Source organism: Pseudomonas sp. Y39-6, assembly GCF_023651955.1.
GTDB lineage: Bacteria > Pseudomonadota > Gammaproteobacteria > Pseudomonadales > Pseudomonadaceae > Aquipseudomonas > Aquipseudomonas veronii.
The window spans coordinates 6,193,880-6,220,543 of the sequence record NZ_CP069594.1 but is presented as its reverse complement, the minus strand read 5'-3'; the positions used below and the strand labels follow the sequence as shown (position 1 = coordinate 6,220,543).

At 62.7% G+C, this 26,664-nt stretch carries 26 protein-coding genes; 15 read left to right on the top strand and 11 right to left on the bottom strand.

The genetic code is table 11. The features are described from left to right. The first annotated feature begins 161 nt into the window (after positions 1 to 161). The 4 genes from JN756_RS28290 to JN756_RS28275 all read left to right on the top strand — a co-directional run bounded on the left by JN756_RS28290 (position 162) and on the right by JN756_RS28275 (position 6,612). Positions 162 to 2,555 carry a hybrid sensor histidine kinase/response regulator gene (locus JN756_RS28290; RefSeq protein WP_201021580.1) on the top strand — a complete coding sequence of 798 codons (2,394 nt, stop codon included), beginning with the start codon at positions 162 to 164 and terminating at the stop codon, positions 2,553 to 2,555. A 69-nt stretch (positions 2,556 to 2,624) separates the two neighbouring features. Then, positions 2,625 to 4,277 carry an acyl-CoA dehydrogenase family protein gene (locus tag JN756_RS28285; RefSeq protein ID WP_046381939.1) on the top strand — a complete coding sequence of 551 codons (1,653 nt, stop codon included), beginning with the start codon at positions 2,625 to 2,627 and terminating at the stop codon, positions 4,275 to 4,277. 155 nt (positions 4,278 to 4,432) lie between these two features. Then, positions 4,433 to 5,905, top strand: a complete 1,473-nt coding sequence (amn, locus tag JN756_RS28280; protein ID WP_164886999.1) for an AMP nucleosidase — start codon at positions 4,433 to 4,435, stop codon at positions 5,903 to 5,905. A gap of 71 nt (positions 5,906 to 5,976) precedes the next feature. Next, positions 5,977 to 6,612 (top strand): pseudouridine synthase, encoded by a 636-nt coding sequence (locus tag JN756_RS28275; RefSeq protein ID WP_046381941.1) that lies wholly within the window; start codon positions 5,977 to 5,979, stop codon positions 6,610 to 6,612. Here the strand turns inward: JN756_RS28275 and JN756_RS28270 are convergent. Together JN756_RS28270 and JN756_RS28265 are read right to left on the bottom strand one after the other, a co-directional pair. After that, positions 6,607 to 6,816, bottom strand: a complete 210-nt coding sequence (locus JN756_RS28270) for a DUF2788 domain-containing protein (RefSeq protein WP_026140189.1) — start codon at positions 6,814 to 6,816, stop codon at positions 6,607 to 6,609. The genes JN756_RS28275 and JN756_RS28270 overlap by 6 nt on opposite strands. A 162-nt stretch (positions 6,817 to 6,978) precedes the next feature. Further along, on the bottom strand, positions 6,979 to 7,458 hold the full coding sequence (locus JN756_RS28265) for an Lrp/AsnC family transcriptional regulator (RefSeq protein WP_003194418.1): 480 nt from the start codon (positions 7,456 to 7,458) through the stop codon (positions 6,979 to 6,981). 415 nt (positions 7,459 to 7,873) lie between these two features. Between JN756_RS28265 and JN756_RS28260 the strand changes: the two genes are divergently transcribed. Next, positions 7,874 to 9,019, top strand: coding sequence for a DUF6515 family protein (locus JN756_RS28260; protein ID WP_128191685.1), 1,146 nt, complete (start codon positions 7,874 to 7,876; stop codon positions 9,017 to 9,019). On the opposite strand, the gene JN756_RS28255 is transcribed toward JN756_RS28260, so the two are convergent. Together JN756_RS28255 and pmcY are read right to left on the bottom strand one after the other, a co-directional pair. Next, positions 9,016 to 9,909: a cation diffusion facilitator family transporter gene (locus JN756_RS28255; RefSeq protein ID WP_017848314.1), complete on the bottom strand. Its 894-nt coding sequence runs from the start codon at positions 9,907 to 9,909 to the stop codon at positions 9,016 to 9,018. The genes JN756_RS28260 and JN756_RS28255 overlap by 4 nt on opposite strands. A 15-nt stretch (positions 9,910 to 9,924) precedes the next feature. Then, positions 9,925 to 10,344, bottom strand: coding sequence for a periplasmic Zn2+ metallochaperone PmcY (gene pmcY / locus JN756_RS28250; protein ID WP_201021578.1), 420 nt, complete (start codon positions 10,342 to 10,344; stop codon positions 9,925 to 9,927). Positions 10,345 to 10,527: 183 nt separating this feature from the next. Here pmcY and hrpB point away from each other — a divergent pair, with 183 nt between their 5' ends. Then, the gene (gene hrpB / locus JN756_RS28245; protein ID WP_201021577.1) at positions 10,528 to 13,035 is read left to right on the top strand and encodes an ATP-dependent helicase HrpB; all 2,508 of its coding nucleotides are present in this window, start codon (positions 10,528 to 10,530) and stop codon (positions 13,033 to 13,035) included. A 32-nt stretch (positions 13,036 to 13,067) separates the two neighbouring features. Here the strand turns inward: hrpB and JN756_RS28240 are convergent, their stop codons facing one another. Continuing rightward, entirely contained in the window at positions 13,068 to 14,156 is a 1,089-nt protein-coding gene (locus JN756_RS28240) for an endonuclease/exonuclease/phosphatase family protein (RefSeq protein WP_177029867.1), read from the bottom strand. Between the two features lie 40 nt (positions 14,157 to 14,196). Continuing rightward, positions 14,197 to 14,856, bottom strand: coding sequence for a DUF7847 domain-containing protein (locus JN756_RS28235; RefSeq protein WP_046381956.1), 660 nt, complete (start codon positions 14,854 to 14,856; stop codon positions 14,197 to 14,199). Between the two features lie 181 nt (positions 14,857 to 15,037). Between JN756_RS28235 and JN756_RS28230 the strand changes: the two genes are divergently transcribed. The 3 genes from JN756_RS28230 to JN756_RS28220 all read left to right on the top strand — a co-directional run bounded on the left by JN756_RS28230 (position 15,038) and on the right by JN756_RS28220 (position 17,065). Next, positions 15,038 to 15,802, top strand: a complete 765-nt coding sequence (locus tag JN756_RS28230; RefSeq protein WP_017848309.1) for a DUF2076 domain-containing protein — start codon at positions 15,038 to 15,040, stop codon at positions 15,800 to 15,802. Between the two features lie 128 nt (positions 15,803 to 15,930). After that, entirely contained in the window at positions 15,931 to 16,407 is a 477-nt protein-coding gene (locus tag JN756_RS28225) for an NYN domain-containing protein (protein WP_128191689.1), read from the top strand. A gap of 46 nt (positions 16,408 to 16,453) precedes the next feature. Then, complete coding sequence (locus JN756_RS28220) at positions 16,454 to 17,065, top strand: 3'-5' exonuclease (RefSeq protein ID WP_017848307.1); 612 nt, start codon at positions 16,454 to 16,456, stop codon at positions 17,063 to 17,065. Positions 17,066 to 17,240: 175 nt separating this feature from the next. Here the strand turns inward: JN756_RS28220 and JN756_RS28215 are convergent, their stop codons facing one another. Both JN756_RS28215 and JN756_RS28210 read right to left on the bottom strand, forming a co-directional pair. Beyond that, positions 17,241 to 17,513 carry an acyl carrier protein gene (locus tag JN756_RS28215; RefSeq protein ID WP_017848306.1) on the bottom strand — a complete coding sequence of 91 codons (273 nt, stop codon included), beginning with the start codon at positions 17,511 to 17,513 and terminating at the stop codon, positions 17,241 to 17,243. Then, entirely contained in the window at positions 17,503 to 18,069 is a 567-nt protein-coding gene (locus tag JN756_RS28210; protein ID WP_046381958.1) for a hypothetical protein, read from the bottom strand. Before JN756_RS28210 ends, JN756_RS28215 begins: the two co-directional genes overlap by 11 nt. 494 nt (positions 18,070 to 18,563) lie before the next feature. Between JN756_RS28210 and JN756_RS28205 the strand changes: the two genes are divergently transcribed. After that, positions 18,564 to 18,860, top strand: a complete 297-nt coding sequence (locus JN756_RS28205) for a DUF3077 domain-containing protein (protein ID WP_017848305.1) — start codon at positions 18,564 to 18,566, stop codon at positions 18,858 to 18,860. Between the two features lie 175 nt (positions 18,861 to 19,035). On the opposite strand, the gene JN756_RS28200 is transcribed toward JN756_RS28205, so the two are convergent. Next, complete coding sequence (locus JN756_RS28200; protein ID WP_046381959.1) at positions 19,036 to 19,497, bottom strand: Lrp/AsnC family transcriptional regulator; 462 nt, start codon at positions 19,495 to 19,497, stop codon at positions 19,036 to 19,038. A gap of 160 nt (positions 19,498 to 19,657) precedes the next feature. On the opposite strand from JN756_RS28200, the gene yedA reads away from it, so the two are divergent. Both yedA and rhlE1 read left to right on the top strand, forming a co-directional pair. Beyond that, positions 19,658 to 20,554, top strand: coding sequence for a drug/metabolite exporter YedA (gene yedA / locus JN756_RS28195; protein ID WP_057005123.1), 897 nt, complete (start codon positions 19,658 to 19,660; stop codon positions 20,552 to 20,554). A 60-nt stretch (positions 20,555 to 20,614) separates the two neighbouring features. Next, a complete protein-coding gene (gene rhlE1 / locus JN756_RS28190; RefSeq protein ID WP_017848302.1) occupies positions 20,615 to 21,949 on the top strand; it encodes an RNA helicase RhlE1 in 1,335 nt (444 codons plus the stop codon). Between the two features lie 138 nt (positions 21,950 to 22,087). Here the strand turns inward: rhlE1 and JN756_RS28185 are convergent, their stop codons facing one another. Continuing rightward, positions 22,088 to 23,314: a TIGR03862 family flavoprotein gene (locus JN756_RS28185; RefSeq protein ID WP_017848301.1), complete on the bottom strand. Its 1,227-nt coding sequence runs from the start codon at positions 23,312 to 23,314 to the stop codon at positions 22,088 to 22,090. A 171-nt stretch (positions 23,315 to 23,485) separates the two neighbouring features. Further along, positions 23,486 to 24,406: a histone deacetylase family protein gene (locus JN756_RS28180; protein WP_128191691.1), complete on the bottom strand. Its 921-nt coding sequence runs from the start codon at positions 24,404 to 24,406 to the stop codon at positions 23,486 to 23,488. 76 nt (positions 24,407 to 24,482) lie between these two features. On the opposite strand from JN756_RS28180, the gene JN756_RS28175 reads away from it, so the two are divergent. From JN756_RS28175 to JN756_RS28165, 3 genes are read left to right on the top strand one after another with little or no spacing between them, the layout of a single operon-like run. Beyond that, positions 24,483 to 25,052, top strand: a complete 570-nt coding sequence (locus tag JN756_RS28175; RefSeq protein ID WP_046381964.1) for a GNAT family N-acetyltransferase — start codon at positions 24,483 to 24,485, stop codon at positions 25,050 to 25,052. 38 nt (positions 25,053 to 25,090) lie between these two features. Then, positions 25,091 to 25,960 (top strand): acyl-CoA thioesterase II, encoded by an 870-nt coding sequence (tesB, locus tag JN756_RS28170; protein ID WP_201021576.1) that lies wholly within the window; start codon positions 25,091 to 25,093, stop codon positions 25,958 to 25,960. Next, complete coding sequence (locus JN756_RS28165; protein WP_046381966.1) at positions 25,957 to 26,556, top strand: HAD family hydrolase; 600 nt, start codon at positions 25,957 to 25,959, stop codon at positions 26,554 to 26,556. The genes tesB and JN756_RS28165 overlap by 4 nt, the downstream gene beginning before the upstream one ends. Positions 26,557 to 26,664: the final 108 nt, after the last annotated feature.

Below are 26,664 nucleotides of genomic sequence, written 5' to 3'. Positions count from 1 at the left end.
CTTGTTCTAGAGCCTTTAGAAAAATTATATCAATGGTGTCTAATGGCCTTTAGCAGCTATGCTAAAGTGATTCGAAACAACTTACTGTATCGCCGGTATACGTCTTCTCAAAAGGAATGGGGGGCTTTTTGACATGACCGGACAGGTCACGCTGGGGCTCTATGCGTTATTTGCTGATTTTATTATTGTGCGGGCTACCGCTGCTCGCCGACGCCATTGAGTTCACCCAAGACACTCGAAGCCTGCCGCTGGGCCGGGCCATGCAAGTGCTCGAAGACCCGACCAACACCCTGACCATCGCTGATGTGAGCGCTCCCGCCGCTGCCACACAGTTCAAGCCCCACGACAAAGACACCCTCAACGCCGGCTATTCGCGCTCGGTGTTCTGGCTCAAGGTCAACCTGCGTTACCAGTCCAAGCCGCCTGAAACCCAGCGCACCTGGCTGCTGGAGTTGGCCTATCCGCCCCTCGACCACCTTGACCTGTACTTGCCCGACAGCACCGGCAACTATCGCCTGGCCGGTCGCACCGGGGACGCCTTGGCGTTCTCCAGCCGCGAGATTCGCCAGAACAACTATTTGTTCAAGGTCGACTTCACGCCGGGCGAAACCAAGACCGTCTACCTGCGCCTGCAAAGCGAAGGTTCGATCCAGGCGCCGCTGACGCTGTGGTCCAGCACTGCCTATCTGGAACAACAACCGCTGCGCCTATATGTATTGGGCCTGATCTATGGCGTGTTGCTGGGGATGCTGGTGTACAACCTGTTCATCTACCTCAGCGTGCGCGACACCAGCTACCTTTATTACATCTTCTATATCGCTTCGTTCGGTCTGTACCAGCTGTCGGTGAACGGTGCGGCGGTGGAGTATTTCTGGCCGAACAACCCCTGGTGGGCGAATGCCGCGACGCCGTTCATGATCGGCTCGGCGGCGTTGTTCGGCAGCTTGTTCGCCCGCAGCTTCCTGCACACCGCCCAGCACAGCCGCTGGATCAATCGCCTGTTGCTGGCGCTGGTGGCCTGTGGCGCGGTGGTGATGCTGCTCTCACTGATGACCAGCTACGCCCTCGCGCTGCGCCTGGCCACCGGCCTGGCGCTGGTGTTCACCGTGACTATCTTCGTCGCCGCCATCAAGGCCTGGTACTGCGGCCAGCGGGTGGCGCGTTATTTCATCATCGCCTGGTCGGCGTTCCTGCTGGGCGGCGTGGTCAACACCTTGATGGTGCTGGGTTACCTGCCGAATGTGTTCCTCACCATGTACGCCAGCCAGATCGGCTCGGCGATCGAAGTGGCGCTGTTGTCCCTGGCCCTGGCGGACCGCATCAACGCCATGCGCGAGCAACAGGCGCAGATCCTCTACGATGCGAGCCAGAAGCTCGAAGTGCTCAACCAGCAGTTGGCCCGCAGTAACCGGCTCAAGGACGAATTCCTCGCCACCCTGACCCACGAACTGCGCACGCCGATGAATGGGGTGATCGGCTCCCTGGAGTTGATGCAGACCGTGCCCCTGGACGACGACCTGGCGAACTACCAGCAAACCGCCGCCGGCTCGGCGCGGGACATGATGCGGATGGTCAATGGCATCCTCACCCTCACCGAGTTGCAGGCCGGGCGCCTGAGTGCCCAGCCCAGGGTGTTCAGCCTGCGCGGCGTGCTCGACACCTTGCGCCAGCAGTTCAGCGCCAGCGCCCAGAGCAAAGGCCTGGCCTTTTCCATCGATGTCGCCGACGACTTGCCCGATCGCCTGCGCGGCGATGCCGACAAACTCAGCCAGTGCCTGGATTGCCTGTTGGACAACGCCTTCAAGTTCACCCACGAAGGCGTCGTGCGTCTGCGGGTGGTCGGCGTGCCCCTGAGCGATGGCAGCGTGCGCCTGAGTTTTATCGTCACCGACACGGGCATCGGCTTTGCGTTCCTCGACGAGGCCACCCTGTACCAGCGGTTCTTCCAGCTCGATGGCTCGACGACCCGCGAATACGGCGGCCTGGGGATTGGTCTGGCGATCTGCCGGCAACTGATCGAATTACTCGGCGGGCGCCTCACCCATCATTCCGAACCGCGCAAGGGCAGTCGTTTTCAGCTGGAACTGGCGGTCACCCCGCTGCAGCCCGAGCCACGCCCGGCAAGCCCCGCGCACGCACGCACGCCTGCGCAGTGTGCGGTGCTGCTGGTGGACGACAACAGCGTCGGCCAGTTGGTGGTGCGCGGCATGTTGCTCAAGCTCGGTTATCGGGTGAAAACCGTCGACAGCGGGCCGGCGGCGTTGGCGGCGTTGCAGGGGGAAACCTTCGACGCAGTATTGCTGGATATACCGGAAGGCGGTTTCTCGTTGTGCTGTCAGATTCGCGCGTTGCCCGGCTGCGGCGAGTTACCGGTGATCGCCCTGAGCACCACGTTGAATGTGTCCGAACGCGAGCGCTGCCATGGCATCGGCATCACCGAGCGCCTGGTCAAACCAGTACGTTTCGACGCGCTGCAAGCGCTGCTGGAACGTCGGCTGCTGTGTCCGTCAGAGGGCGAAAGCGCCGGACATTCGGCGCGTATGCCACTTTTTTAAGCGAGATGACGGTGCTTAACTGAAATTCGGGCCGCAACTCCAGGTGGCCTTTTTTCCAGGAGGCCCGTCATGAACCTGCACCAGTTCGCCGAAACCCACGACGTCACCAACCAGCCGCCCTCCCTGGACGGCATCAACCTGTACCGCATCGATGTGCCGCTGCAAGACTGGTCGCACCGCTTCGGTGCCGGCTGGGCAGCACCGCGCTTCGATGCCTATGGCGCGTTGGCCGGTGGGCCGCTGATGGCGGCGGGGTTCTTGGCGAACCAGAACAAGCCGCAGTTCAGCAGCCATGACCGCTATGGTCACCGTGTCGACCTGGTGGAGTTTCACCCGGCCTACCATGAGCTGATGCACACCGCCGTCGAGCATGGCCTGCCGTCGCTGCCGTGGGCTCATCCACAATCCGGCGCCCATGTGGCCCGCGCTGCCCTGACGTACCTGCACAGCCAGGCCGAGGCCGGCACCGGCTGTCCGTTGACCATGACCTTCGCCTGCGTCCCGGCCCTGCGCCTGCAACCGGATCTGGCGCAGACCTGGCTGCCGAAAATCCTCAGCACCGACTACGACCCGCGCAACGTCGGCATCGCCCACAAGGCCGGTGCCACCATCGGCATGGCGATGACCGAGAAACAGGGCGGCACCGACGTGCGCGCCAACACCACGCGTGCTTACCCCGTGGGCGCGGGCGGTCCCGGCCAAGCCTATGAACTGGTGGGGCACAAGTGGTTCTGCTCGGCGCCGATGTGCGATGCGTTCCTCACTCTGGCCCAGACCGACAAGGGCCTCACCTGTTTCCTGCTGCCTCGGCACCGTCCGGACGACACGCGCAACCAGTTCTATATCCAGCGTCTGAAAAACAAACTCGGCAATTGCTCCAACGCGTCCAGCGAAGTGGAGTTCCGCGGCGCCCTGGCCTGGATGGTCGGCGAAGAAGGCCGTGGCGTGCCGACCATCATCGAGATGGTCGCCATGACCCGCTTCGATTGCATGGTCGGCTCCAGCGCCTTGATGCGCCAGGCGCTGACCCAGGCCAGCCATCATTGCGCCCATCGTTCGGTCGGCGGTCGCGTACTCAGCGAGCAGCCGCTGATGCAAAACGTGCTGGCCGACCTGGCGCTGGAAAGCGAGGCCTCGCTGGCCTTGAGCCTGCGCATGGGCCGCGCCCTCGATCATTTGGGCGATGAGCAGGAAGCCAAGTTCTCCCGGCTGGTGACGGCGGTGGGCAAGTATTGGATCTGCAAGCGCGCGCCGGCGATGATCAACGAAGCCGCCGAGTGCATGGGCGGTGCCGGTTATGTGGAGGACAGTATCCTGCCGCGCTTGTATCGTGAGGCGCCGGTGAATTCGACGTGGGAAGGTTCCGGCAATGTGCAGTGCCTGGACGTGCTGCGCGCCTTGTCCAAAGAACCGGGCGTGCTGGAAGCGCTGTTCGTCGAACTGGGCGACGGGCATGGCGACAGGCAGTTGGCGCGGCATGTCGAGCAACTGAAATCGGCGTTCATGGACACCCAGGATATCCAGTACCGCGCGCGGCAACTGACCGAGGACATTGCCGTAGCGTTGCAGGCCAAGTTGTTGCTGGAGGCCGGGAACGCGGCGGTCAGCGATGGGTTTATCGCCAGCCGTTTGGGCCAGTCGTCGGGACGCGTGTATGGCACCTTGCCACGTGGTGTGGATGTTGAGGCGATTGTCGCGCGGTCCACGCCACAGGCCCTTTGAATACACGCGGTCAACATGTGGGAGCTGGCTTGCCTGCGATCGCGGTGTGCCAGCCTCCCACAGGGACTGAGCTCTTCTTGAGTAGGCATGCCAATTCAAAGTTTGCGTCTGACAGGGATACAGGCAAGATAAAGGTCTGCAAGTCAGCACACAGGATGCTTACCGTGACCGAAGCTTTTGTTGTCGTTCAAACCGCCGAAGAAGCCGTGGACCGGCTGGCGGCTCTGCATGAGCGTGCTACCGGCGCGCTCAATCAGGCCCTCAAGCAATACCTCAAGGACCGCGTCGAGCCCGACGCCGAACAACGCGCGATGTTTCGTTACCCGGAGCTGCGCCTGACTTACCAATGCCATGGCGAAGTCCCACAGACCACCCGGGCGTATGCCAAGGTCCAACTGCCGGGGACTTACAGCGTCACCGTCACCCATCCGTCGGCATTCCGTAAATACCTGCTGGAGCAATTGGTGCCGCTGATGCACGACTTCACCGTGACGGTGGAAGTCGGCGTCAGCCAGCAGAATATTCCTTACCCGTATGTGGTCGAGCAGGGCGACGAACTGGCCGGCTCCGGCGTGACCGCCGCGACCCTGGCGCGGGTGTTCCCCAGCACCGACCTGTCGGCCGCCACCGATGGCATCGCCGACGGCCTGTACGACTGGGAAAACACCGACCCGCTGCCCCTGGCCCTGTTCGACGCGGCCCGCGTGGACTTTTCCCTGCGCCGCCTGGTGCATTACACCGGCAGCGATTGGCGCCATGTACAGCCGTGGATCCTGCTGACCAACTACCACCGTTATGTCGACCAGTTCATCCTGCATGGCCTGGAGCAACTGCGCAGCGACCCGCGTTTTATCCGCATGGTGTTGCCGGGCAACGTGATCATCGACAAGAGCATGGACCACGGCGAAGCGTCCGCCATTGCCGCAGGCGTGGTCTGGCACCGTTACCAGATGCCGGCCTACCACCTGCAGGCCACTGACGGCCACGGGGTGACGCTGGTGAACATCGGCGTCGGCCCGTCCAACGCCAAGAACATCACCGACCACCTGGCCGTGCTGCGTCCGCATTGCTGGCTGATGATCGGCCACTGCGGCGGCCTGCGCCAATCCCAGACCATCGGCGACTATGTCCTGGCTCACGCCTATATGCGCCGTGACGGCATTCTCGACCGCGTAGTGCCGCCGAACATCCCGATCCCGGCCCTGGCCGAAGTGCAGATGGCCTTGCAGCAAGCAGCGGCCAATGTCACCGGCGAAAAAGGCGAAGAGCTGAAAAAGCGCCTGCGCACCGGCACCGTGCTGACCTACGACGACCGCAACTGGGAACTGCGCTGGGCCCAGGAACGGCCGCTGATCAACCTGTCCCGCGCCGTCGCGGTGGACATGGAAAGCGGCACCATCGCCGCCCAAGGCTACCGTTTGCGTGTGCCTTACGGCACGTTGCTGTGTGTCTCGGACAAGCCGTTGCACAGTGAGATCAAGCTGCCGGGCTCGGCCAACGCGTTCTATGAGCGGGCGGTCAGCCAGCACTTGAAGATCGGCATCGAGGCGGTCGACCTGTTGCGCACCGAGCTCAACTCGCTGCACTCGCGCAAACTGCGCAGCTTCGACGAGCCGCCGTTCCGCTAAGCGGTTGGGATGGTCATTTAGCGGTCAGGCCACTAGCATTGTCGGTCCTGACCGTTAGATGTTCCTTCGCCATGTCCCGTCCCAGCCGTCCCGATTCGCGTCGCCCTGGCGTGAAAGCCCCGTATTCCGCAGCCCGTCGCGTCGCCAAGGCGCCACCGGCCGAGCCGAAGCTGATCCTGTTCAATAAACCGTTCGACGTGCTGACCCAGTTCAGCGACGAAGGCGGGCGGGCGACCCTCAAGGATTTTATCGACATCCCCGGCATCTACCCGGCGGGCCGCCTGGACCGTGACAGCGAAGGCCTGCTGCTGTTGACCAACGACGGTCAATTGCAGGCGCGGATTGCCGACCCCAAGCACAAGCTGGCGAAAACCTACTGGGTGCAGGTGGAAGGCGAACCTACCGAAGAACAACTGCAACGCCTGCGCGACGGGGTGGAGCTCAACGACGGCATGACCTTGCCCGCCGAAGCCCGGCAACTGGACGAGCCTGAGTTATGGCCACGCAACCCGCCGGTGCGTTTTCGCAAAAGCGTGCCGACCCACTGGCTGGAGTTGGTGATTCGTGAGGGGCGAAACCGCCAGGTGCGGCGCATGACCGCGGCGGTGGGGTTGCCCACCTTGCGCCTGGTGCGCGTGCGGATTGGCGATTGGTCCATCGACGGCCTGGAGCAGGGCCAATGGAAGGCCGTGCCGGCGCGCTTATAAGGCGCCGGACTCGATCAGGCCGATCACCACGCTCTTGATGACGAACGCGGCCACGCCCAGGCCCAGCACGAAGAACAGAATGAACGAGCCAAAACGCCCGGCCTTGGATTTCTTCGCCAGGTCCCAGACGATGAAGCCCATGAAAATGATCAGAATCGTGACCAGGCCGGTCATCATCCATTCTTCGAATAGTGCGGGGTCAATCGAGTTCATTGGTTTCTTCCGACAGGGCAGGCGGCAAGTATACGGCAGTGCTCGGGCTGGGCATTGACCTGCGTCGGTGCGTCGCAGGCAGACTTCACGGTTGAAACACAGGCTGAATGTGGGAGGGAGCAAGCCCACTCCCACCTTTGACCGTCACCGATCTCAAGTACGCAGGTGGGTCAGCGGCAGCTCGGTGCTGTTCAATACCTGGTTCAGCACAAAGCTCGAGCGCACGCTGGTCACGCCTTCGATCCGAGTGAGGTGGCCCAGCAGCAGCTTCTGGTAGTGATCCATGTCGGGCACCACCACTTTCAACTGATAGTCGGCATCCATTCCGGTCACCAGGCTGCATTCCAGCACCTGCGGCAGGGTGCGGATGGCGGCTTCGAAGTTCTCGAAGCGCTCGGGGGTGTGGCGGTCCATGCCGATCAGCACGTAGGCGGTGAGGCTCAGGCCGAGCATCTTGCGGTCGAGCAGCGCGACCTGGCGGGCGATGTAGCCGTCGTCCTCCAATTGCTTGACCCGGCGCGAGCAGGGCGACGGCGACAGCCCGATACGCTCGGCCAACTCCTGGTTGGAGATCCTCGCGTCGCGCTGCAATTCCGCCAAAATACTCAGGTCGTATCGGTCAAGTTTGCTCATGGGGCTGGCCTTTGTCGTAACTATTGCGGTGAATTATCCCTTAAGGGTTAAAAATTGCGCAAGCACTGTTTATTGACGCAATCTTCGCAATCATCTGCCGGGGCGCTGCGCCTATGATTACCAACAGAATCACCGCCTGGACATAGTCCACTGCAGCTCGCCCAATCAGGCCCGCTGCGGCCGCCACCCCAGCAGGGTTGAGCCGGCCTCCAGGCTGCACACTGTCCACAAGACGGCGTGAGGTGAGCCAACGTCATAAGCGTTGAGCCAGGACGAAGTTCTCAAGGGGCGGCCGACGGGCTGCCCCTTTCTTTTTGCCTTAAGAAAATAGTTCTCGTGACTGATAACCTGTTCCAGAACCGGGCGAGGCTTTTCCAGTCTCATTGATAAGCCCTAAACCGCAGTGAGGAAGAGCATGAAGCGCATCTGGCGAATGGCAGGTGTTGGTTTGTTGGTGGTCAGCGTCAGCGCGCAGGTAACAGCGGACGAGCGCGATAATTCACCCGAGCGGCCGCAGGGCGGCGGGCAGCATGAACGCGGCCCTGAAGGTGGCGGGCGGCCCGAGAATAATCAGCCGCGCCCGCAGAGCCCGCCGTCACGGCCCGAGAATAATCAGCCGCGCCCGCAGAGCCCGCCGTCACGGCCCGAGAATAATCAGCCGCGCCCGCAGATCGCGCCGCCTCGGCCTGAGAACAATCAGCCACGCCCGGAGAACCCGCATTTTGATCGCGGCGGCCCGAACGGCGGCGGTCAGGGGCAAGGCCGGCCCCAGGGCAATGAGCCGGGTCGCCCGGCACCGCAGCCACAACCGTCGAACAGCCTGCCGATCCAGGGGCGGCCCGATACGGTGCGCCAGACCCAGGAACCGCGTGAGGGTTACTACCGCGATATCCCGCGCCGCAACGACGGCAATCAACATTGGGAGGCCGGTGGCCCCGGTTCACGTCCAGGCAACGACGGCGGTTACCACAATGAGCGTCCCGGTGATAATCGCTGGCCAGGTCGCCCCGATGGACACGGCAACGGCTGGGGCCCCGGCCCGCAGTATCGCCCGGGGTATATGGTGGATCGTTTTCCCGAGCGTAATTACCGCGTGCCTTACCGTGGCCAGGATTATTTCTTCTCCGGCGGCTACTGGTATCGCCCGCAAGGCCCGCGCTATGTAGTGGTGGCGCCGCCGTATGGCATCCGCGTGCATTATTTGCCGGACTACGCGCGCGAAGTGTGGGTGGGCGGTGCGCTGTTCTTCCTCGCGGCGGGTGCCTATTACACCTACGAAAACAGTACCCAGCAGTACGTGGTGGTGGAACCGCCGACCGCCGTACCGGCACCGCAGCCAGCACCCCAGGGTAACGGTTATGACGTGGTGGCCTATCCCGCCAACGGCCAGTCACCGGCGCAGGTGCAGCAGGATGGTTACGACTGTTATCGCTGGGCGGTGCAGCAAAGTGGCTTTGACCCGCAAGCGGTCACTTACGCTCCGGCCCCGGCAGTGGTGCAAGCCTACCGCCAGGCCCAGGGCAACTGCCTGAGCAGTCGCGGCTATCAGGTGCAGTACTAGGCCTGGGCGCCACTCACCACATCCAACGGGTCGGCGTGTACCAGCACTTCGGCCCGCGGGTAGGCTTTGTGAATGGCATCGGCGGCCTGGTCGCTGATGCCGTGGGCGACAGACAACGTCAATTCCCCCGGCAATTCCAGGTGCAGTTGCACAAACCAGTGGTTGCCGGAAATCCGCGTGCGCAAGTCGTGGGCGCCCAGCACGCCGGGTACGCCACGCGCCAATTCCAGCATGTGCTGGCTGACGTCCGGCGGCAGTTCTTCGTCCATCAGCACGGCAAAGCTTTCCCGGGCGATCTGGATCGCGCTCCACAGAATGTAGGCCGCGATGCCCAGGCCAAACCAGGCGTCGATCTGATGGAAGCCGAAACCGGCCAGGATCAGCGCAATCAAGATACTGCCATTGAGCAGCAGGTCCGAGCGGTAGTGCAGCGAGTCGGCGCGCACGGCGCTTGAGCCGGTTTCCCGCACCACGTGGTGTTGCAGGACCAGCAGGGCCACGGTCAGCGCCAGGGACAAGATAATCACGCCAATGCTCAGCCACGGCGCGCCCACCGGCTCGGGATGCTTGATCCGTTCGAATGCCTGCAACGCAATCAGCACCGCACTGCCGGCGATAAACAGCGCCTGCGCCATCCCGGCCAGCGACTCGGCCTTGCCATGCCCGTAACGGTGATCGTCATCGGCCGGGCGCAGGGCGTAATGCACCGCCAGCAGATTGAGCAGCGAGGTCACGCCATCGAGTAGCGAATCGGTCAACCCGGCGAGCATGCTCACCGAGCCGCTGAGCCACCAGGCGATGGCCTTGGTCACAATCAGCACAGAGGCGACGCCCACCGACGCGCGGGTGGCCAGGCGCAAGAGCCGGGCGTGTTCGGGACTGCTGGTCATAAGCGGGTCAGATCCTTAGGCGGACGGTTGTAAGCCGAGGGCCGCCAGTTGTTGCACGCTGCCCTTGAACTGGATCATGCGCGGGTCGTCCAGCGGCAGCGTGCGACCGGTTTCCTGCTGGATGATGGTCTGCAGCTTGGCGGTGTCGACCTTGCCGTCGGCACCGATGGCTTGCTGCAGTTTCTCCGGGGCGACTTGTGCGGTCTTGCCCGGTTCGAAGTAGATCGCGCCGGTGGCGAAGTCGACGCCGAAGGCGATCAGGCCAGGGATCACGTAGAACAGCAGGCCCACGGCATCGAGCACGGCAATCGTCGGGTCGATCTTGCCGTCGATCTGGCCGCGGCGATCGGGATAGAAAATCGAACCGCAGGCCGTCAGTTGGCTCAGCAGAATGACGGCGAGGACACCGCCGATGACACGGGAAGCGATACGCATGGAAAATCTCCTGTCAGTCACTGTAGGAGCGAGCTTGCTCGCGAAAGACGTTAACGATACCGCGTGCTGCCTGAATGTGCGTGGTGCTCTGTGATTTTTCGCGAGCAGGCTCGCGCCTACGGGAGACCACCACCGGTATCCGACAGTTCGCCGTTATACTCGCCGCTCTGCTTTGGAGCCAGTATGAATTCGTTGCCGATCGATGATGTTTTACCCGCCCTGCGTGACGCCTTGGCGAATCGCCATGAAGCCGTGCTGGAAGCACCGCCCGGCGCCGGTAAAACCACCCGCGTACCCTTGGCCTTGTTGAATGAGCCTTGGCTGGCCGGGCAGACCATCCTGATGCTCGAACCCCGACGCCTGGCCGCGCGCGCCGCCGCCGAGCGCCTGGCCAGCGAGCTGGGGGAAAAGGTCGGTGAAACCGTCGGCTACCGCATCCGCCTCGACAGTAAAGTGGGGCCCAACACGCGCATCGAAGTGGTCACCGAAGGCATCCTCACCCGCCGCCTGCAGGACGACCCGGCGCTGGACGGCGTGGGCCTGCTGATCTTCGACGAATTTCACGAACGCAGCCTCGACGCCGACCTGGCGCTGGCCCTGAGCCTGAATGGCCGCGACCTGTTTCGCGATGAGCAGCCGCTGAAAATCCTGCTGATGTCCGCCACCCTCGAAGGCGAGCGCCTGGCCGCGCTGCTGGACAACGCGCCGATCCTGCGCAGCGAAGGGCGTATGTTCCCGGTGCAGATGCGCTGGGGGCGGCCGTACCAGGCCGGTGAATTCATCGAGCCGCGCCTGGTGCAGACCATCCTCGACGCTTTGCATGACGAAACCGGCAGCGTGCTGGTGTTCCTGCCCGGCCAGGCGGAGATCCGCCGGGTCAACCAGCAACTGGCGGACGCGCTCGGTGATCGCCGCGATGTGCTGCTCTGCCCGCTGCATGGCGAACTCGACCTGAACGCCCAGCGTGCCGCCATCGACCCGGCGCCCGCCGGCAAGCGCAAAGTGGTGCTGGCCACCAACATCGCCGAGACCAGCCTGACCATCGATGGCGTGCGCGTGGTGATCGACGCCGGGTTGGCGCGTGTGCCGCGTTTCGACCCCGGCAGCGGCATGACCCGCCTCGACACCCAGCGCATCTCCCGCGCCAGCGCCACCCAGCGTGCCGGCCGGGCCGGGCGCCTGGAACCGGGCGTGTGCTATCGCTTGTGGTCCGAGGACCAGCACGAAGGCCTGGCCGCCTATGGCAGCGCTGAAATCCTCGCCGCCGACCTCGCCGGGCTGGCCTTGCAACTGGCGCGTTGGGGCGTTGCGCCCGCGCAGTTGGTGTGGCTCGACATGCCGCCCGCTGCCGCGTATGCCCAGGCTCAGGACCTGCTGCAACGCCTCGGCGCCTTGAATGACGACAAACTGACCGCCCACGGCCAGAAGATGGCCGAGCTGCCGGCCCATCCGCGCATCGCCCATCTGCTGCTGCGCGGGCAGGATCTGGGGCTGGCGGCCACCGCGTGTGATGTCGCCGCGCTGCTGGGCGAGCGCGATATCCTGCGCGGGGGCGGCGCGGATCTGCACAGTCGCCTGGCGTTATTGTCCGGTGAAGAACGCGCGCGGGGCACTCAGGGTGGTGTTCAGCGCGCCAAGCAGTTGGCCCGGCAATATCGCGGCTATTTGCGCGGCCAGGCGACCCAGCCGGTGGCCGACCCCGAACACCCGCGTTGGCTTGGCGCGCTGCTGGCGTTGGCCTATCCCGACCGCGTGGCCCAACAACGCCGCCCCGGCGGTGCCGAATACCGCCTGGCCAATGGCCGTGCCGCCTTGTTCGCCGAGGCCGATAGCCTGATGAAACAAGCCTGGCTGGTGATTGCCGACCTGGGCAGCCGCCAGGGCCAGCGCGAAGAACGCATCTACCTGGCGGCGGATTTTGATCCGGCGCTGTTCGACACGGTCCTCGCCGAACAAGTACGCACCGTCGACCAATTGGATTGGGACGAGCGCGAAGGCGTGCTGCGCGCCGAACGCCAGCGCAAAGTCGGCGAACTGGTGCTCAGCCGCGAACCCCTCAGCGGCCTCGACGAAAACGCCCGCAGCCAGGCGCTGGTCAACCTGGTTCGGCGCAAAGGCCTGGAGCTGTTGCCCTGGACGCCGGAACTGCGCCAATGGCAGGCTCGCGTGATGTTGCTGCGCCAGCTGGACACCGGCACCACCAGCGAATGGCCCGACGTCAGCGACAGCGCCTTGCTCGCCAGCCTGGAGCACTGGCTGATGCCCTACCTGGGCAAGGTCTCGCGCCTCAGTCATTTCGCCAACCTGGATATTTCCAGCTACCTGCACAACCTGTTGCCCTGGCCGTTGCCCCAACGCCTGGACGAACTGGCACCGCACCATTTGAAAGTGCCTTCGGGTTCGTCGGTGCGCTTGGACTACAGCGAGCATCCGCCGATTCTGGCGGTGCGCCTGCAGGAATTGTTCGGCCTGGCGGATACACCGCGCATTGCCGGCGGGCGCCAGGTGGTCAAGTTGCACCTGCTGTCCCCGGCGCGACGGCCGGTGCAGGTGACCCAGGATCTGGCGAACTTCTGGCGCAGTACCTACGCCGAGGTGAAGAAAGATCTGAAAGGGCGCTATCCCAAGCATTACTGGCCGGATGACCCGTTGGTGGCCGAGGCGACGGCGCGGATCAAGCCCCGCAAGTAAGCGTGACCGCGATTCAAATGTGGGAGGGGCGGTTATTGCGCGGCGGGCAGCAGGAAGCGGGCGATGACCGGCAGATGGTTGGAAATGCGCAACGTATCCGCCTGGCGCACCTTGGCTTCTACACGCTTGATCCGCGAGCTGTAAAACAGGTAATCGACGGTGCGATCCGGCCCGTCCAGGCTCGGGTCATTCGGAAAGTGCGTCAGCCACTGCTCACGATCAATCCCGCTGGATTCGCTGTTGCTCGGGATCATCGGGTATTTGTCCCACAGCAGATGCAGTTCGCTGTCCGGTGAATACTGCCCGCGTTTACCGGCATCCAGGCGCAGGAATTGCCCCAGCGGCAGCAGATTGAAATCGCCACCGATCAACCACGGCGTACCGCGGCTTTCGAACTTATCCAGCAGTTTCACCGTGGCCTGGACTTGTGCTTGCACCGCACTGCGCCCGGGTGCGTCGCCCTCCAGGCGAGTGTTGAGCACCGCCAGTTGGCCGCCGTCGCTCAAGGGCAGATAGGTCAGCAGCAACGCCGGTTTGGGTTGGAACTGACGGCTGATGAAATCAGCGGGCGGTACGGGCAGTTGCAGGCGTTCGGCGTGTTCGATCTGGTAGCGGCTCAGGGTCACCAGCTTGCGGCCGACGCTGCCGAAAATATGCAGGTTGGGGATAAAGTCGGCTTTCCAGTCGAAGGCCTGGGCGCTGCAGGGGTAGAGATCGACGAGCCGCTCTTGCAGCAGCGCCACCTGATCCTGGTAGTGGGACGGCTTGGCGCCTTCGTCGAGTTCCTGCAACAGCAGGATGTCGGGCTGTTCGTCGCGAATCACCCGGGCCACTTCGTCGAGGCTGAAGGCCATGTCTTCGACGGTGGGGCGGTCGTCCGGGCCGCTGCCGTCGGCGGTGTCGTACCAGAACACGTAGTTCTTGCCGGCCAGGTACTGCACGTTCCAGGTCATCACCTTGAGCGCCTGCCCGGGCAGCAGGGTCGGCGCACGGGGCGCGATGCAGCTCACGGGCAGGGTTTGCTTGTCGGCGGGGCGCCAGGTCAGGCTGTAGATCAGGGCCGTCAGCAGGCCCGCGATGATCAGCAGGCCCAGCAAGGTGAGGCGCAATAAACGGGTCATCGGCTCGGCTTATAGCGTGTCAGGGGTGACACGGAGCATATCACCGCACGTCGGCGTCGCCACCGATCAGCATAAATAAACGGAACAGCACCACACTGGTAAACAGCTGCAGGAAGCTGTGCGCGCTGTCGATCAGCACGCCCAGCAACGGCGCGGGCTCGGGATACGCCGCCATGCTGGCGCCTTTGAGCAGCCACAGTGGCGTCATTACGCACAGCAGGCACACCAGGATTCGCCAGAAATGCCCGCGGGTCAGGCGCAAACTTTCCTTCATCGCCGCCAGTGCAGGCATGCCGCGCAGCACCAGCAGGTATTCGGCGAACGCCAGCACCACCATCAGCCACAGGCCCGGCAGGAAATACAGCGACAGCCCGAGCAGTATCAGCAGGGTGCTCATCGCCGTCAGCAGGGCGAAGCGCGGCCACAGCGTCAGGGCCATGGCCCACACATCCTTGGTGCGCGGCGATTCGCCACGGGTGCGGGCGTCGAGAAACAGGATCAGCGCCCCGGTGTACAGCGGATACACCAGCAACCCCACCACCACGCTGTAGCCGGGGAAGGCATCCGGGCCGAGCGTGTGGTCGAGCACCTGTTGCAGCAGGGCTTCGAGGATCACCAGCGGCAGGCACAGCTGGACGATGGCGCCCAGGTTGCGCTGGGTGAAACGGAGGGAGTCGCGCAGCACATCTAACGGATTCATCAGAGTCATCACAGGCCGAAAAAAAGCAGGGGCACACTTTAACCGATAGGTGCCGTGAGCAAGCAAACGTAAACCTTGAGTAAAGACCATTGAAACAACTGGTAACACCCCCATAACTAGCAGGACCGAGCCTGATCACAGGCCGGACCATGATTTCTACCGGCAATCTAACGAGGTCGCCATGAACAGCGAAGAGCAAACCCTGATCGATGGACTGTTTTCACGGCTGCAACAGGCCGAAACGGACTCAGCCCCCCGCGACGCGCAGGCCGAAGCGCGGATCAAGGAGCATATGACGCGCCAACCGGCGGCCGGGTACTACATGACCCAGTCAATCCTGGTGCAGGAACACGCGCTCAAGAACCTCGACGCGCAGAACAAGCAGCAGGCGCAACAGATCCAGCAATTGCAGGACGAGCTGCAGCGGGCCAAGTCCCAGGCGGCACAACCGGCGCCGAGCAGCGGTGGCTTTCTGTCGAGCATTTTCGGCGGCGGTTCCCGTGACGCGCAACCGCCACAGAGCGCTCCGGCCTCATCCGGCGGCGGTTGGCGTGAACCGGCTCGGCCGTCTTTCGGACAGCCTGCGCCGCAACAAAACTACGCTGCCCCACAGCAGAATTACCAACAGCCGCAACAACCCGCCGCCGCCCCCATCGGCAGTGGCTTTCTCGGTGGCGCCCTGAAAACCGCAGCGGGTGTGGCCGGTGGTGTGATGCTGGCGGAAGGTATCAGCAGCCTGTTCAACCACAACTCGCAACAGCCGCAAGTGGTGGAAGAAATCATCCGTGAAGTGCCCGCGCCTGCCAGTGACAACAGCAACTGGGGCAACGATGACCAGAAGTTTGCGGGCAATGACAACTGGGGCAGCAACAATTCCGATAGCTTCGCGGACAGTGATTATTCCGACAACTCGTCCTCCTTCGACGACGACGATTCCTTCGTCTGACGCATCCAGGCCGGGGCGCTTTGCCGCCCCGGGCTGATTTTTCCCGGAAACTTTCCCGTGGCTGGCATACTGGCAACCTTTGCGGACCTTCGCGTCCGGGGTCCAAGCGGCAGTCATGGGGAAGTGCGGTGAAGAAAATTGCAGTGTTCGCCGATGTACAAAACCTCTACTACACCGTGCGCCAGGCGTATGGCTGCCACTTCAACTACGCCGCCCTGTGGGCTGACATCAGCTCGCGCGGGCAGATCGTCGAGGCGTATGCCTATGCCATCGACCGTGGTGACAGCAAGCAGCAGCAATTCCAGCAGATCCTGCGCAACCTGGGCTTTACCGTGAAGCTCAAACCCTACATCCAGCGCAGCGACGGCTCGGCCAAGGGCGACTGGGACGTGGGTATCACCATCGACATCATGGACGCCGCCGCTAACGTCGACGAAGTGGTGTTGGCTTCCGGCGACGGTGATTTCGACATGCTGCTCGACCGCATCATCCACAAGCATGGCGTCGACGCCGTGGCCTATGGCGTGCCGGGGCTGACGGCCAACTCACTGATACGCGCCGCCAGCCGCTACGTGCCGATCGAAGGCGCGTTGCTGCTCAAATAAGCGCTGCGGTTCAATAGATAAATGCTTAGACGGAGTTGGAACAGGTTTGGAACGTATAGCGGTCATCGACTTTGAAACCACCGGCATCACCCCGAGCAGCCACTGCCGGGCCACGGAAATCGCGGTGGTCATCCTCGAACGTGGCCAGATCGTGGACCGCTACCAGAGCCTGATGAACGCCGGCGTGCGCGTGCCGGGCTTTATCGAACAGCTCACCGGCATCAGCAACGCCATGCTGCGCAGCGCGCCGCCGGCCGAGCGGGTGATGAACGAAGTCAACGAGTTCGTCGGCACCACACCGCTGCTGGCGCACAACGCCGCGTTCGACCAGAAGTTCTGGGACTTCGAACTGGGCCTGATCCGCCGCACCCGCCTGCAAAAATTCGCCTGCTCCCTGCTATTGGCCCGCCGCCTCATGCCTGCTGCACCCAACCACAAACTCGGCACCCTCAACAGCTACGCCCAACTGCCCCACACCGGCCAGGCTCACCGGGCCATGGCCGATGCGGAGATGGCGGCTAACCTGACGGCGCACCTGGCCGAGCAACTGCGACGGACCCATGGCTTGCGCGAGCTGTCCCACGACCTGCTGTGTACCTTGCAGAAAGTCCCGGCGGCGAAGATCAATGAGCATTTGAAGAAGCATCGCGGGTTCTGATAGAACAACGCCGTTCAAAATGTGGGAGGGGGCTTGCCCCCGATAGCAGTGGATCAGTCAGCTTATGTGTAGCTGACCCACCGCAATCGGGGGCAAGCCCCCTCCCACATTTTGACTGTGTTCATCCATCAAAGTGGGAAGGGCGGTGCGACGATTCGACTTGCCCCCGATGGCGTCAGAGCCCGCACTGCAGATTTGAACGCTGAACGATCAAGTCGACAATTTGCTCAAGGGTGGTGATGTGATCCCAATCTGCCTGCGTCGCGCGCAGTTTGAATTGCCACTTGATCTGCATGACAAAGCAAGTCAAATCGTCATCGATGATCTTGAAGTCATGGATGAAATCCGTTTGTTCCGTCACCTGGCTGCGGTCGATGAAGCCGATGATATCGACGAACAGTTGAATGACCTTTTCGCTGATCTCGGCTCGGGTCAGATTACTTTCCATTTCTTGCCTCGTAGGCACACTTACCAATACTGATTAGATCAAAGACAGCCAACCCCGCAGCCACGAAGGGAATGCCTCGCCCGATAATGCCAAATACCCTGACAGTTCCAAATGTTGCTTTCGCCATTCTGGCCACGGTTGGCTGCCTGATCAATGTACGAGGGAAGAAGCGCATTCCGATGAGGCTAGCCAGGTTCGTCGTTTTGCTGGAGCCGACTTGAACCCAAGTGCCCACGGCAATTTTGCTTATCGGTATGCCCGCCGCACCAGTGAGAACCGTTGCAGCCGTCAAGCCGTAGTGTTGCTTTGTACACTTCCAGAGTTCGTCAAAAGTAGTGCTCGGCACCGAGGATTCCGCATGAATGGGCTTGAGTAACTGATAACTGGCGCCATGGGTCCAGCCTGGCGAATTAGGCAAAGCCATGACTGCCGGGCAGCTTGTCATTGTGTTTCCCATATGAAACGCCATGCTTGAAGTTGAGCCGAAATCGATGCCCTTGCTTTCGAGCTCAAACTTGCTTCGCATGATTGCTGTATGAAGATCGCTTTCCTGCATGCCGTAGTCCCTGTACGTAAATGACAGGCGGATAGTAAGTTTCAGCAAAGGGCGATTGGTGGTTGGCGGGAAAAACCAGAAAGGTCCGACGAAGCAGTAGCGCTTAGCCTACTGACGTTTCAGAAGACCGCTAAAAGCCTCCACAAAGAACTGATGTTTTAGTGGCAAGCAAGACCAATCCCTTTCATTTGCGGGACGTTTCCTAGAGAATTCCACGGCCTTGCGCCCCTCGGATCAGGTAGCTAGTCTCGCCTCGTCATCGAATCATCGATGATCGGACGTGCAAGTCCGGTTCGCAAAGGTGCACTAGCGCCCTACATCTCAACGCCTGGTTTTTAGTGGTCGGCGTTTATCTGTTATGGCGGCTGTGCGCTGGAGACCTTCGGGGTCTGCCGGGTTTCCTTTGCCCCGGTCTTGCACACCTGCGTACAGCTGCCACCCTCATTCGCGTGCAAGCGAACGGTGACGGCCTCTTATTTCAGAGGAATTACACCATGGTCAAAGTCACCCCCGATCCACCAGACTTCTTGAGCGAAGACGCCCTGCTCAACCGCCGCGCCATCGACTACTACCTCAAAGCGTCCGCCCCGGATGCGCCCACCTTCATCCTGAATGACAACCTGAGCCTCGAAGATGCCCTCGCCCATGCGGCGGACTTGCTGCATTGCGCGGTGAAAACTGCGCACTTGCCGGGTGAGGCGATGAACGCGCAGCAGCGTGCGGTGATGCATTTGGTGGAAATGGCGAAGGGAGTGGTGGATCGGGCGCTGGAGTGTGTGCAACCTCGTTGAACCACACATAACGAATGTGGGAGGGGGCTTGCCCCCGATTGCGGTGGGTCAGCTACACATAAGCTGACTGATCCACTGCTATCGGGGGCAAGCCCCCTCCCACATTTTGACTGTGTTCATCCATCAAAGTGGGAAGGGCGGTGCGACGATTCGACTTGCCCCCGATGGCGCTGGATCAGCCACCACTTTTCCCATTCCCCTCCAACTGCCCCAACGGCACCCGCCGCTCTATCGCGCTCGACAAAATGATCGAGGTCTTGCTGAACCCGAACTTCGCTATCCGATTAATCAAACTCTCCAGCTCCGGCATGGTGCCTACCGCCGCTTGCATGATCACGCACGGATCGCCCGTGACCCGGTGGCATTCGGTCAGTTCGGGGATTTCGGCCAGGGCGTCGTACACCTTCTGGCTGCCATGGTTGGTCAGGCGCAGTTCGATCACGCACTGGATCGGCAAACCCACTTTGGACAGGTCCACCTTGGCCTGGTAGCCGGTGATGACGCCGCTGGCTTCCAGCTTGGCCACGCGCTCGGCCACGGCGGGGGCGGAGAGGTTGACCGTGCGCGCGAGTTGCGCGTAGGACGCGCGGCCGTCTTCGAGCAGGGCGCTGAGGAGCATGCGGTCGTATTTGTCCATGAAAAGGCTCCAGCGTCAGGTGGCTTTCGAAAGCATGGTTTATAGCCCTCATAACCATGCTTTGAAAAGTGTATGGGCGGTTTAAACAGGTTTTGTAACTTATGTTTATGCACCTGTCTTTTTAGAATAAGCCTCTCTTTTTCTGCCGCAGAGCTGCCCAATGCCTGGCCCACGTCGCTTTCCCTTACCGTTGATCGCCGCCTTTTTTGCGCTGTATGTGATTTGGGGGTCTACCTACCTGGTGATCCGGATCGGTGTGGAGTACTGGCCACCGCTGTTGCTGGCGGGGATTCGGTTCTGTACGGCGGGGGCGCTGATGTACGCGTTTTTGCGCTGGCGTGGAGTGCCGGCGCCGACGTGGGTGCAATGGAAGTCTGCCGGGATGATCGGGATTTTGCTGCTCACTTTCGGTAATGGCGGCGTCACGTTGGCGGAGCACGCGGGGGTGTCGTCCGGTGTCGCTGCGCTGGCCGTGGCGACCGTGCCGCTGTTCACCTTGCTGTGCGGTTATTTCTGGGGCGCGCGTAATACCCGTCTGGAGTGGGCGGGGGTGATCCTGGGCATTATCGGCATTGCCATGCTCAACATGGGCAGCACCTTGCAATCGAGCCCGATCGGCGCGGCTTTACTGCTGTTCGCCGCCGCTTCGTGGGCGTTCGGTTCGGTGTGGAGCCGGCAACTGCCGCTGCCCCAGGGCGCGATGGCCAGTGCGGCGGAGATGCTGGTGGCCGGTGCGGCCCTGTTGCTCGGCAGCGCGGTGTCCGGTGAGCACCTGCAAGCCATGCCGCCGCTGGAGGGCTGGCTGGCCCTGGCCTACCTGACGGTGTTCGGTTCGATCATCGCCTTCAACGCGTATATGTACCTGCTCAAGCACGTGCGTCCGGCTGCCGCGACCAGCTATGCCTATGTGAACCCAGCGGTGGCGGTGTTGTTGGGGATCGTGTTTGTCGGCGAGTCCATCGGCATCGAAGAGGCACTGGCCATGTTGGTGATCATCAGCGCCGTGCTGTTGATCAGCCTGCCCCAGTGGCGAAAGCCTGGGCCGAAAATAAGGTAAACTGCCGCGCATAACGCCTTTTTACCCGCTTAGGCGCTGAATTTCCCCTACGGTAACCACATGACTTTCGCCACCCTTGGCCTGATCGAACCCTTGCAGCGCGCCCTTGAGACGCTCGGCTACCAGACCCCGACGCCGGTGCAGGCGCAAGCCATTCCGGCGGTGCTGGCCGGCCGCGACCTGATGGCCGCTGCCCAGACCGGCACCGGCAAGACCGCCGCTTTCGCCGTGCCGCTCCTGCAACTGCTGACCATGGAAGGGCCGAAAGTCGCCGCCAACTCGGCGCGTGCGCTGATTTTGTGCCCGACCCGCGAGCTGGCCGAGCAGGTTCACGCCAGCGTTGCTGAGTATGCCCAGCACCTGCCACTCACCACCTACGCGGTGTACGGCGGCGTGAGCATCAACCCGCAGATGATGAAGCTGCGCAAAGGCGTCGACGTGTTGGTCGCCACGCCTGGCCGCCTGATCGACCTGTTTCGCCAGAACGCGCTGAAACTCAATCAGCTGCAAACCCTGGTGCTCGACGAAGCCGACCGCATGCTCGACCTGGGCTTCTCCGAGGAGCTGGCGAATATTTACCGCATGCTGCCGAAAAAGCGCCAGACCCTGCTGTTCTCCGCGACCTTCTCCGATGAAATCCGCACGCTCGCCGGGCAAATGCTCAACGACCCGCTGAGCATCGAAGTCAGCCCGCGCAACGTCGCCGCCAATACCGTCAAGCAATGGGTGGTGCCGGTGGACAAGAAGCGCAAGCCGGAGCTGTTTGTCCACCTGATGCGCAAGGGCCGCTGGAAGCAGGTGCTGGTGTTCGCCAAGACCCGTAACGGCGTGGACGCGTTGGTGGATAAGCTGCAGGGCCTGGGCATCAATGCCGACGGCATCCACGGTGACAAGCCGCAGGCGACCCGTCAACGTGCGCTGGACCGCTTCAAGTCGAGCGACGTGCAGATCCTGGTGGCCACCGACGTGGCGGCCCGTGGCCTGGATATCGAAGACCTGCCGCTGGTGGTCAACTTCGACCTGCCGATTGTGGCTGAAGACTACATCCACCGTATCGGCCGCACCGGCCGCGCGGGCAACACCGGCGAGGCGATTTCCCTGGTGTGCGCCGATGAAGTGAACATGCTGTCGGCCATCGAGATGCTCACCCGTCAGACCTTGACCCGGCATATGGAACAGGATTTCGAGCCGGAACACCGCGTGCCGGACACCGATGCCAGTGGGCAAGTGGTGAAGAAACCGAAAAAGCCGAAGAAGCCCAAGGCTTCCGGTGGTGGCGGCAAGCGCAACCTGGGCAAGTGGGTGGACAGTGGCGAGGTCGCGCCTGCCGAGCCGTCGATCAAGCCGGTGCGCAAGGTGCCGGTGTTCAACACCGGGCCGCGTAAGAAGAAGTGATTTTGCGGCGCTGCTGATGGCCTCATCGAGGGCAAGTCGAATCGTCGCACCGCCCCTCCCACATTTTGAATGTATTCACAGATCAAAACTGTGGGAGGGGGCTTGCCCCCGATGACGGCTTTGAATTCACCACAGATCTCAGCGCTTAAGCCACTCCAACATCCCCCGCCCGGCCGCTCTGCCACTGGCAAAACACCCCGTCAGCAAATACCCGCCGGTCGGCGCCTCCCAGTCCAGCATCTCCCCCGCACAAAACACCCCCGGTAATTGCTTGAGCATCAACCGCTCATCCAGCGCTTCAAACGGCACCCCCCCCGCCGTACTGATCGCTTCATCCATCGGCCGGGTTTTCACCAGGCTCAGGGGCAATGCCTTGATAGCCACAGCCAATTGCGCCGGGTCGTTGAAATGTTCGGCGGGTGCCAGCTCACGCAACAACGCCGCCTTGACCCCATCCAACCCCAACTGACTGTGCAGATGCTTGCTCATCGAGCGCGACCCACGCGGCTTGGCCAAGGCGGCCTGGACCTTGTCCAGCGGCTTGCTCGGCAGCAGGTCGATGTGCACCGTGGCGGCGCCATTGCGATTGATCGCCTCACGAATCGGTGCCGACAGCGCATAGATCAGGCTGCCCTCGATACCGCTGGCGGTGATCACGCATTCGCCGAGGCGCGGCTTGTCATCTCCCAGGCCGATAGCGACGTTTTTCAACGGTGCGCCAGCGAATTTGCTGACCATCAGTTCGCTCCAGGCCGACACCTCGAAGCCACAATTACTCGGCTGTAACGGCGCGCAGGGCACGCCTTTAGCTTCCAGCCGCTTGAGCCAGGTGCCGTCGGAGCCCAGGCGCGACCAACTGCCGCCGCCAAGGGCGAGCAGCACGGCGTCGCTGTGGATGGTTTTTTCGCCGTCCGGGCTGTGGATAAGTAAACCGCCATCCGCGCTCCAGCCCAGCCAGCGATGGCGGGTGTGGATAACCACGCCGTGGTCGCGCAGGCGCTTGAGCCAGGCACGCAACAACGGGGCGGCTTTCATGTCTGTGGGAAACACTCGGCCGGAGGTGCCGACAAAGGTGTCGATGCCCAGGCCATGAATCCATTCGCACAGCGCTTGCGCACCAAACGCACGCAGCAACGGCGCCATCTGCGGCGCACGTTCGGCGTAGCGTGACAGGAACGCCGGGTAAGCCTCGGAATGGGTGATGTTCATGCCGCCCACGCCGGCCAGCAGGAACTTGCGCCCCACCGAGGGCATGCCGTCGTACACGTCCACCCGCAGGCCCGCCTGGCTCAGGATTTCAGCGGCCATCAGGCCGGCAGGGCCGCCGCCGATAATGGTGACGTGTTGGGCAGGGGTCTGAGGCATGGGCAGGGCTACGGTCGCGTGAATAGGCCGAGCATTCTACCCGAGGACGGCGCAAGTTCCTGATCAAAAAACGTACAGCTTCCTACAGCCTATGCGGTTACTGGCTTTCAGACGTTTACGCTCAAGTTATCCACAGGCCGTTCCACAGGCATTGTGGGTAACGCCCATATTTCAATGACAACCTGATGACGTCCACACCCGTTGCGCGCTGTGGTGCAGGATGCCGTGGCGGCGGGCCAAGGCCACACGGTCTTTGCTGTAGCCGCCGCCGATCACGCCCATCACCGGAATGTCGCGGTCCAGGCAATGGCGCATCACGCTCTCATCGCGGGCGGCGACGCCTTCGTCCGTCAGCTTGAGGTAGCCGAGGGCGTCGTCCTTATGCACGTCGACGCCTGCGTCGTACAGCACCAGGTCCGGCTGGTACAGCGGCAGCAGGTAGTTGAGCGCGTCGTCCACCACCTTGAGATAATCGGCGTCGCCCATGCCCATGGGCAGCGGGATGTCCCAGTCGCTCTGGGCCTTGCGCGCCGGGAAGTTCTTTTCGCAGTGCAGCGACACGGTGATCGCGTCCGGCGTGTCGTGGAGGATGCGCGCGGTGCCGTCGCCCTGGTGGACGTCGCAGTCGAAGATCAGCACGCGGTTGACTCGGCCGCTGGCCAGCAGGTAATGGCTGATCACGGCCAGGTCATTGAAGATGCAAAAGCCCGCCGGGTAATCGTAGTGGGCGTGATGGGTGCCGCCGGCCAGGTGGCAGGCCAGGCCGTGCTCCAGCGCCTGCTCCGCCGCCAGGATCGAACCGCCCACCGCACGCACGGTACGCCGCGCCAGGGCTTCGCTCCAGGGCAGGCCGAGGCGCCGTTGGTCTTCGCGGGACAACTCGCCGCTCATGTAGCGTTCGATATACCCAGGTTCATGGGCCAGGGCCAGAATGTCCGCCGGGCACAGCGGTGGGCGCAGTAATTGGCTGTCCTGGGTCAGCCCGGTGGACACCAAGTGGTCACGCAACAGGCGGAACTTGTCCATCGGGAAGCGGTGGTCCGCCGGGAACTCGGGGCTGTAATCATCGTGGTAGATCAATGGCAAAGGCATGGGATTTTCTGACGGGAACCTGCGACGGATCTTAACAGCGCGGTACACTCACGCACATGGCAAGGGAGGGGGACCCATGGAGCCGATACTGGAATTGCACAGCGCACGCCTGGTGCTGCGCCAATGGCGCGATGCCGACCTGCCGGCGTTTGCGCACATGTGCGCCGACCCGCAGGTGATGCGTTATTTCCCGGCCCGATTGGACCGCCTGGAAAGCGCCGCGTTGATCGGCCGGATTCGTGGGCATTTCGCCGAATACGGCTTCGGCCTGTGGGCCTTGCAGCGCAAGGACAGCGGCGAGTTCATCGGCCTGACCGGGTTGCAGAATGTCAGCTTTGAAACCGCCTTCACCCCTGCGGTGGAAATCGGCTGGCGCCTGGCGCGTGAGCATTGGGGCCTGGGGTATGCCAGCGAGGCGGCATGGACCGCGTTGCGTTGTGGTTTCGACCGCCTGCAGTTGGACGAAATCGTCGCCTTCACCACCCAAACCAATCTGCCATCACAAAAAGTCATGCAAGCCATCGGGATGCATTACGATCCCCAGGCAGATTTTGAACACCCCAAGGTCGCGGCCGATGACCCGCTGCGCCCGCATGTTTTGTACCGCATCACCCGCGCCCAATGGTTGGACACGCTGCACGGATAAGCAGCCCGGAATGCCCCATAGATTGTAGGAGTTGCTCTATGAGCCAAGTATTGGAAGATCTGGTGGACTTGCTGACCCTGGAGCCGATCGAGGAAAACCTCTTTCGCGGCCGCAGCCAGGACCTGGGTTTTCGCCAACTGTTCGGTGGGCAAGTGCTCGGCCAGTCGCTGTCGGCTGCCAGCCAGACCGTAGAAGCCGAGCGGCACGTGCATTCTTTGCACGGTTATTTTCTGCGCCCCGGCGATGCCGCATTGCCGGTGGTGTATTCGGTGGACCGCGTGCGCGATGGCGGCAGCTTCAGCACACGCCGCGTGACGGCGATCCAGAAGGGCCACCCGATTTTTACCTGCAGCGCGTCGTTCCAGTACGACGAAGCCGGCTTCGAGCACCAGACCAGCATGCCTGCGGTGGTCGGCCCGGAAAACCTGCCGTCGGAGCTGGAACTGACCAAGCAGCGCGTCCACCTGATCCCCGAGCACATGCGCGACAAGTTGCTGTGCCCCAAGCCGATCGAAGTGCGCCCGGTGACCGAAAAAGACCCGTTCAACCCGCAGCCGTCCGACCCGGTCAAGTACGTGTGGTTCCGCGCCGACGGCGCCCTGGCCGACACGCCGGCGCTGCATAAGTACCTGCTGGCCTACGCCTCGGACTTCGGCTTGCTGACCACGTCGCTGCTGTCCCATGGCAAGACCGTGTGGCAGAAAGACATGCAGGTCGCCAGCCTCGACCACGCGCTGTGGTTCCACGCCGACCTGCGCGCCGATGACTGGTTGCTCTACGCCATGGACAGCCCGTGGGCCGGCAATTCCCGTGGTTTTTCGCGGGGCAGCGTGTACAACCGCGCTGGGCAACTGGTGGCCTCGGTCACTCAGGAAGGCCTGATCCGCCACCGTAAGGACTGGGCATGAGCCTGGCGCAGATTAAACATTGGGTGTTCGACATGGACGGCACCCTCACGGTGGCCGTGCATGATTTCGCGGCCATTCGCGTAGCGCTGGATATTCCGCCCGAGGATGACATCCTCACCCACCTCGCAGCATTGCCGGCGGATGTCGCGGCGGCCAAACATGCCTGGTTGCTGGAGCATGAGCGCGAGCTGGCGCTGGGTTCGGTCGCGGCACAAGGCTCGGTGGAACTGGTGCGGGAATTGGCCGGGCGGGGTTGTCGCCTGGGCATCCTGACCCGCAACGCGCGGGAGCTGGCGCATGTGACGTTGGAAGCGATTGGCCTGGCGGACTGCTTTGCCGTCGAGGATGTACTGGGGCGCGATGATGCGCCGCCCAAGCCCGACCCAGGCGGCCTGCTGAAACTGGCGGCGGCCTGGGATGTATCGCCCAGTGCGATGGTGATGGTGGGGGATTACCGCTTTGACCTGGATTGCGGCCGGGCGGCGGGGACCAGAACGGTGTTGGTCAACCTGCCGGAGAACCCGTGGCCCGAGCTGGCTGACTGGCATGCCGCAGACTGCGCGGTACTGCGCCGGATGATCCAGCCCGGGCAATAGAGCTCAAATGTGGGAGGGGGCTTGCCCCCGATAGCAGTCTGTCAGTTAAAAAATTGCTGACTGTTACACCGCAATCGGGGGCAAGCCCCCTCCCACAGGTTGAGCCGG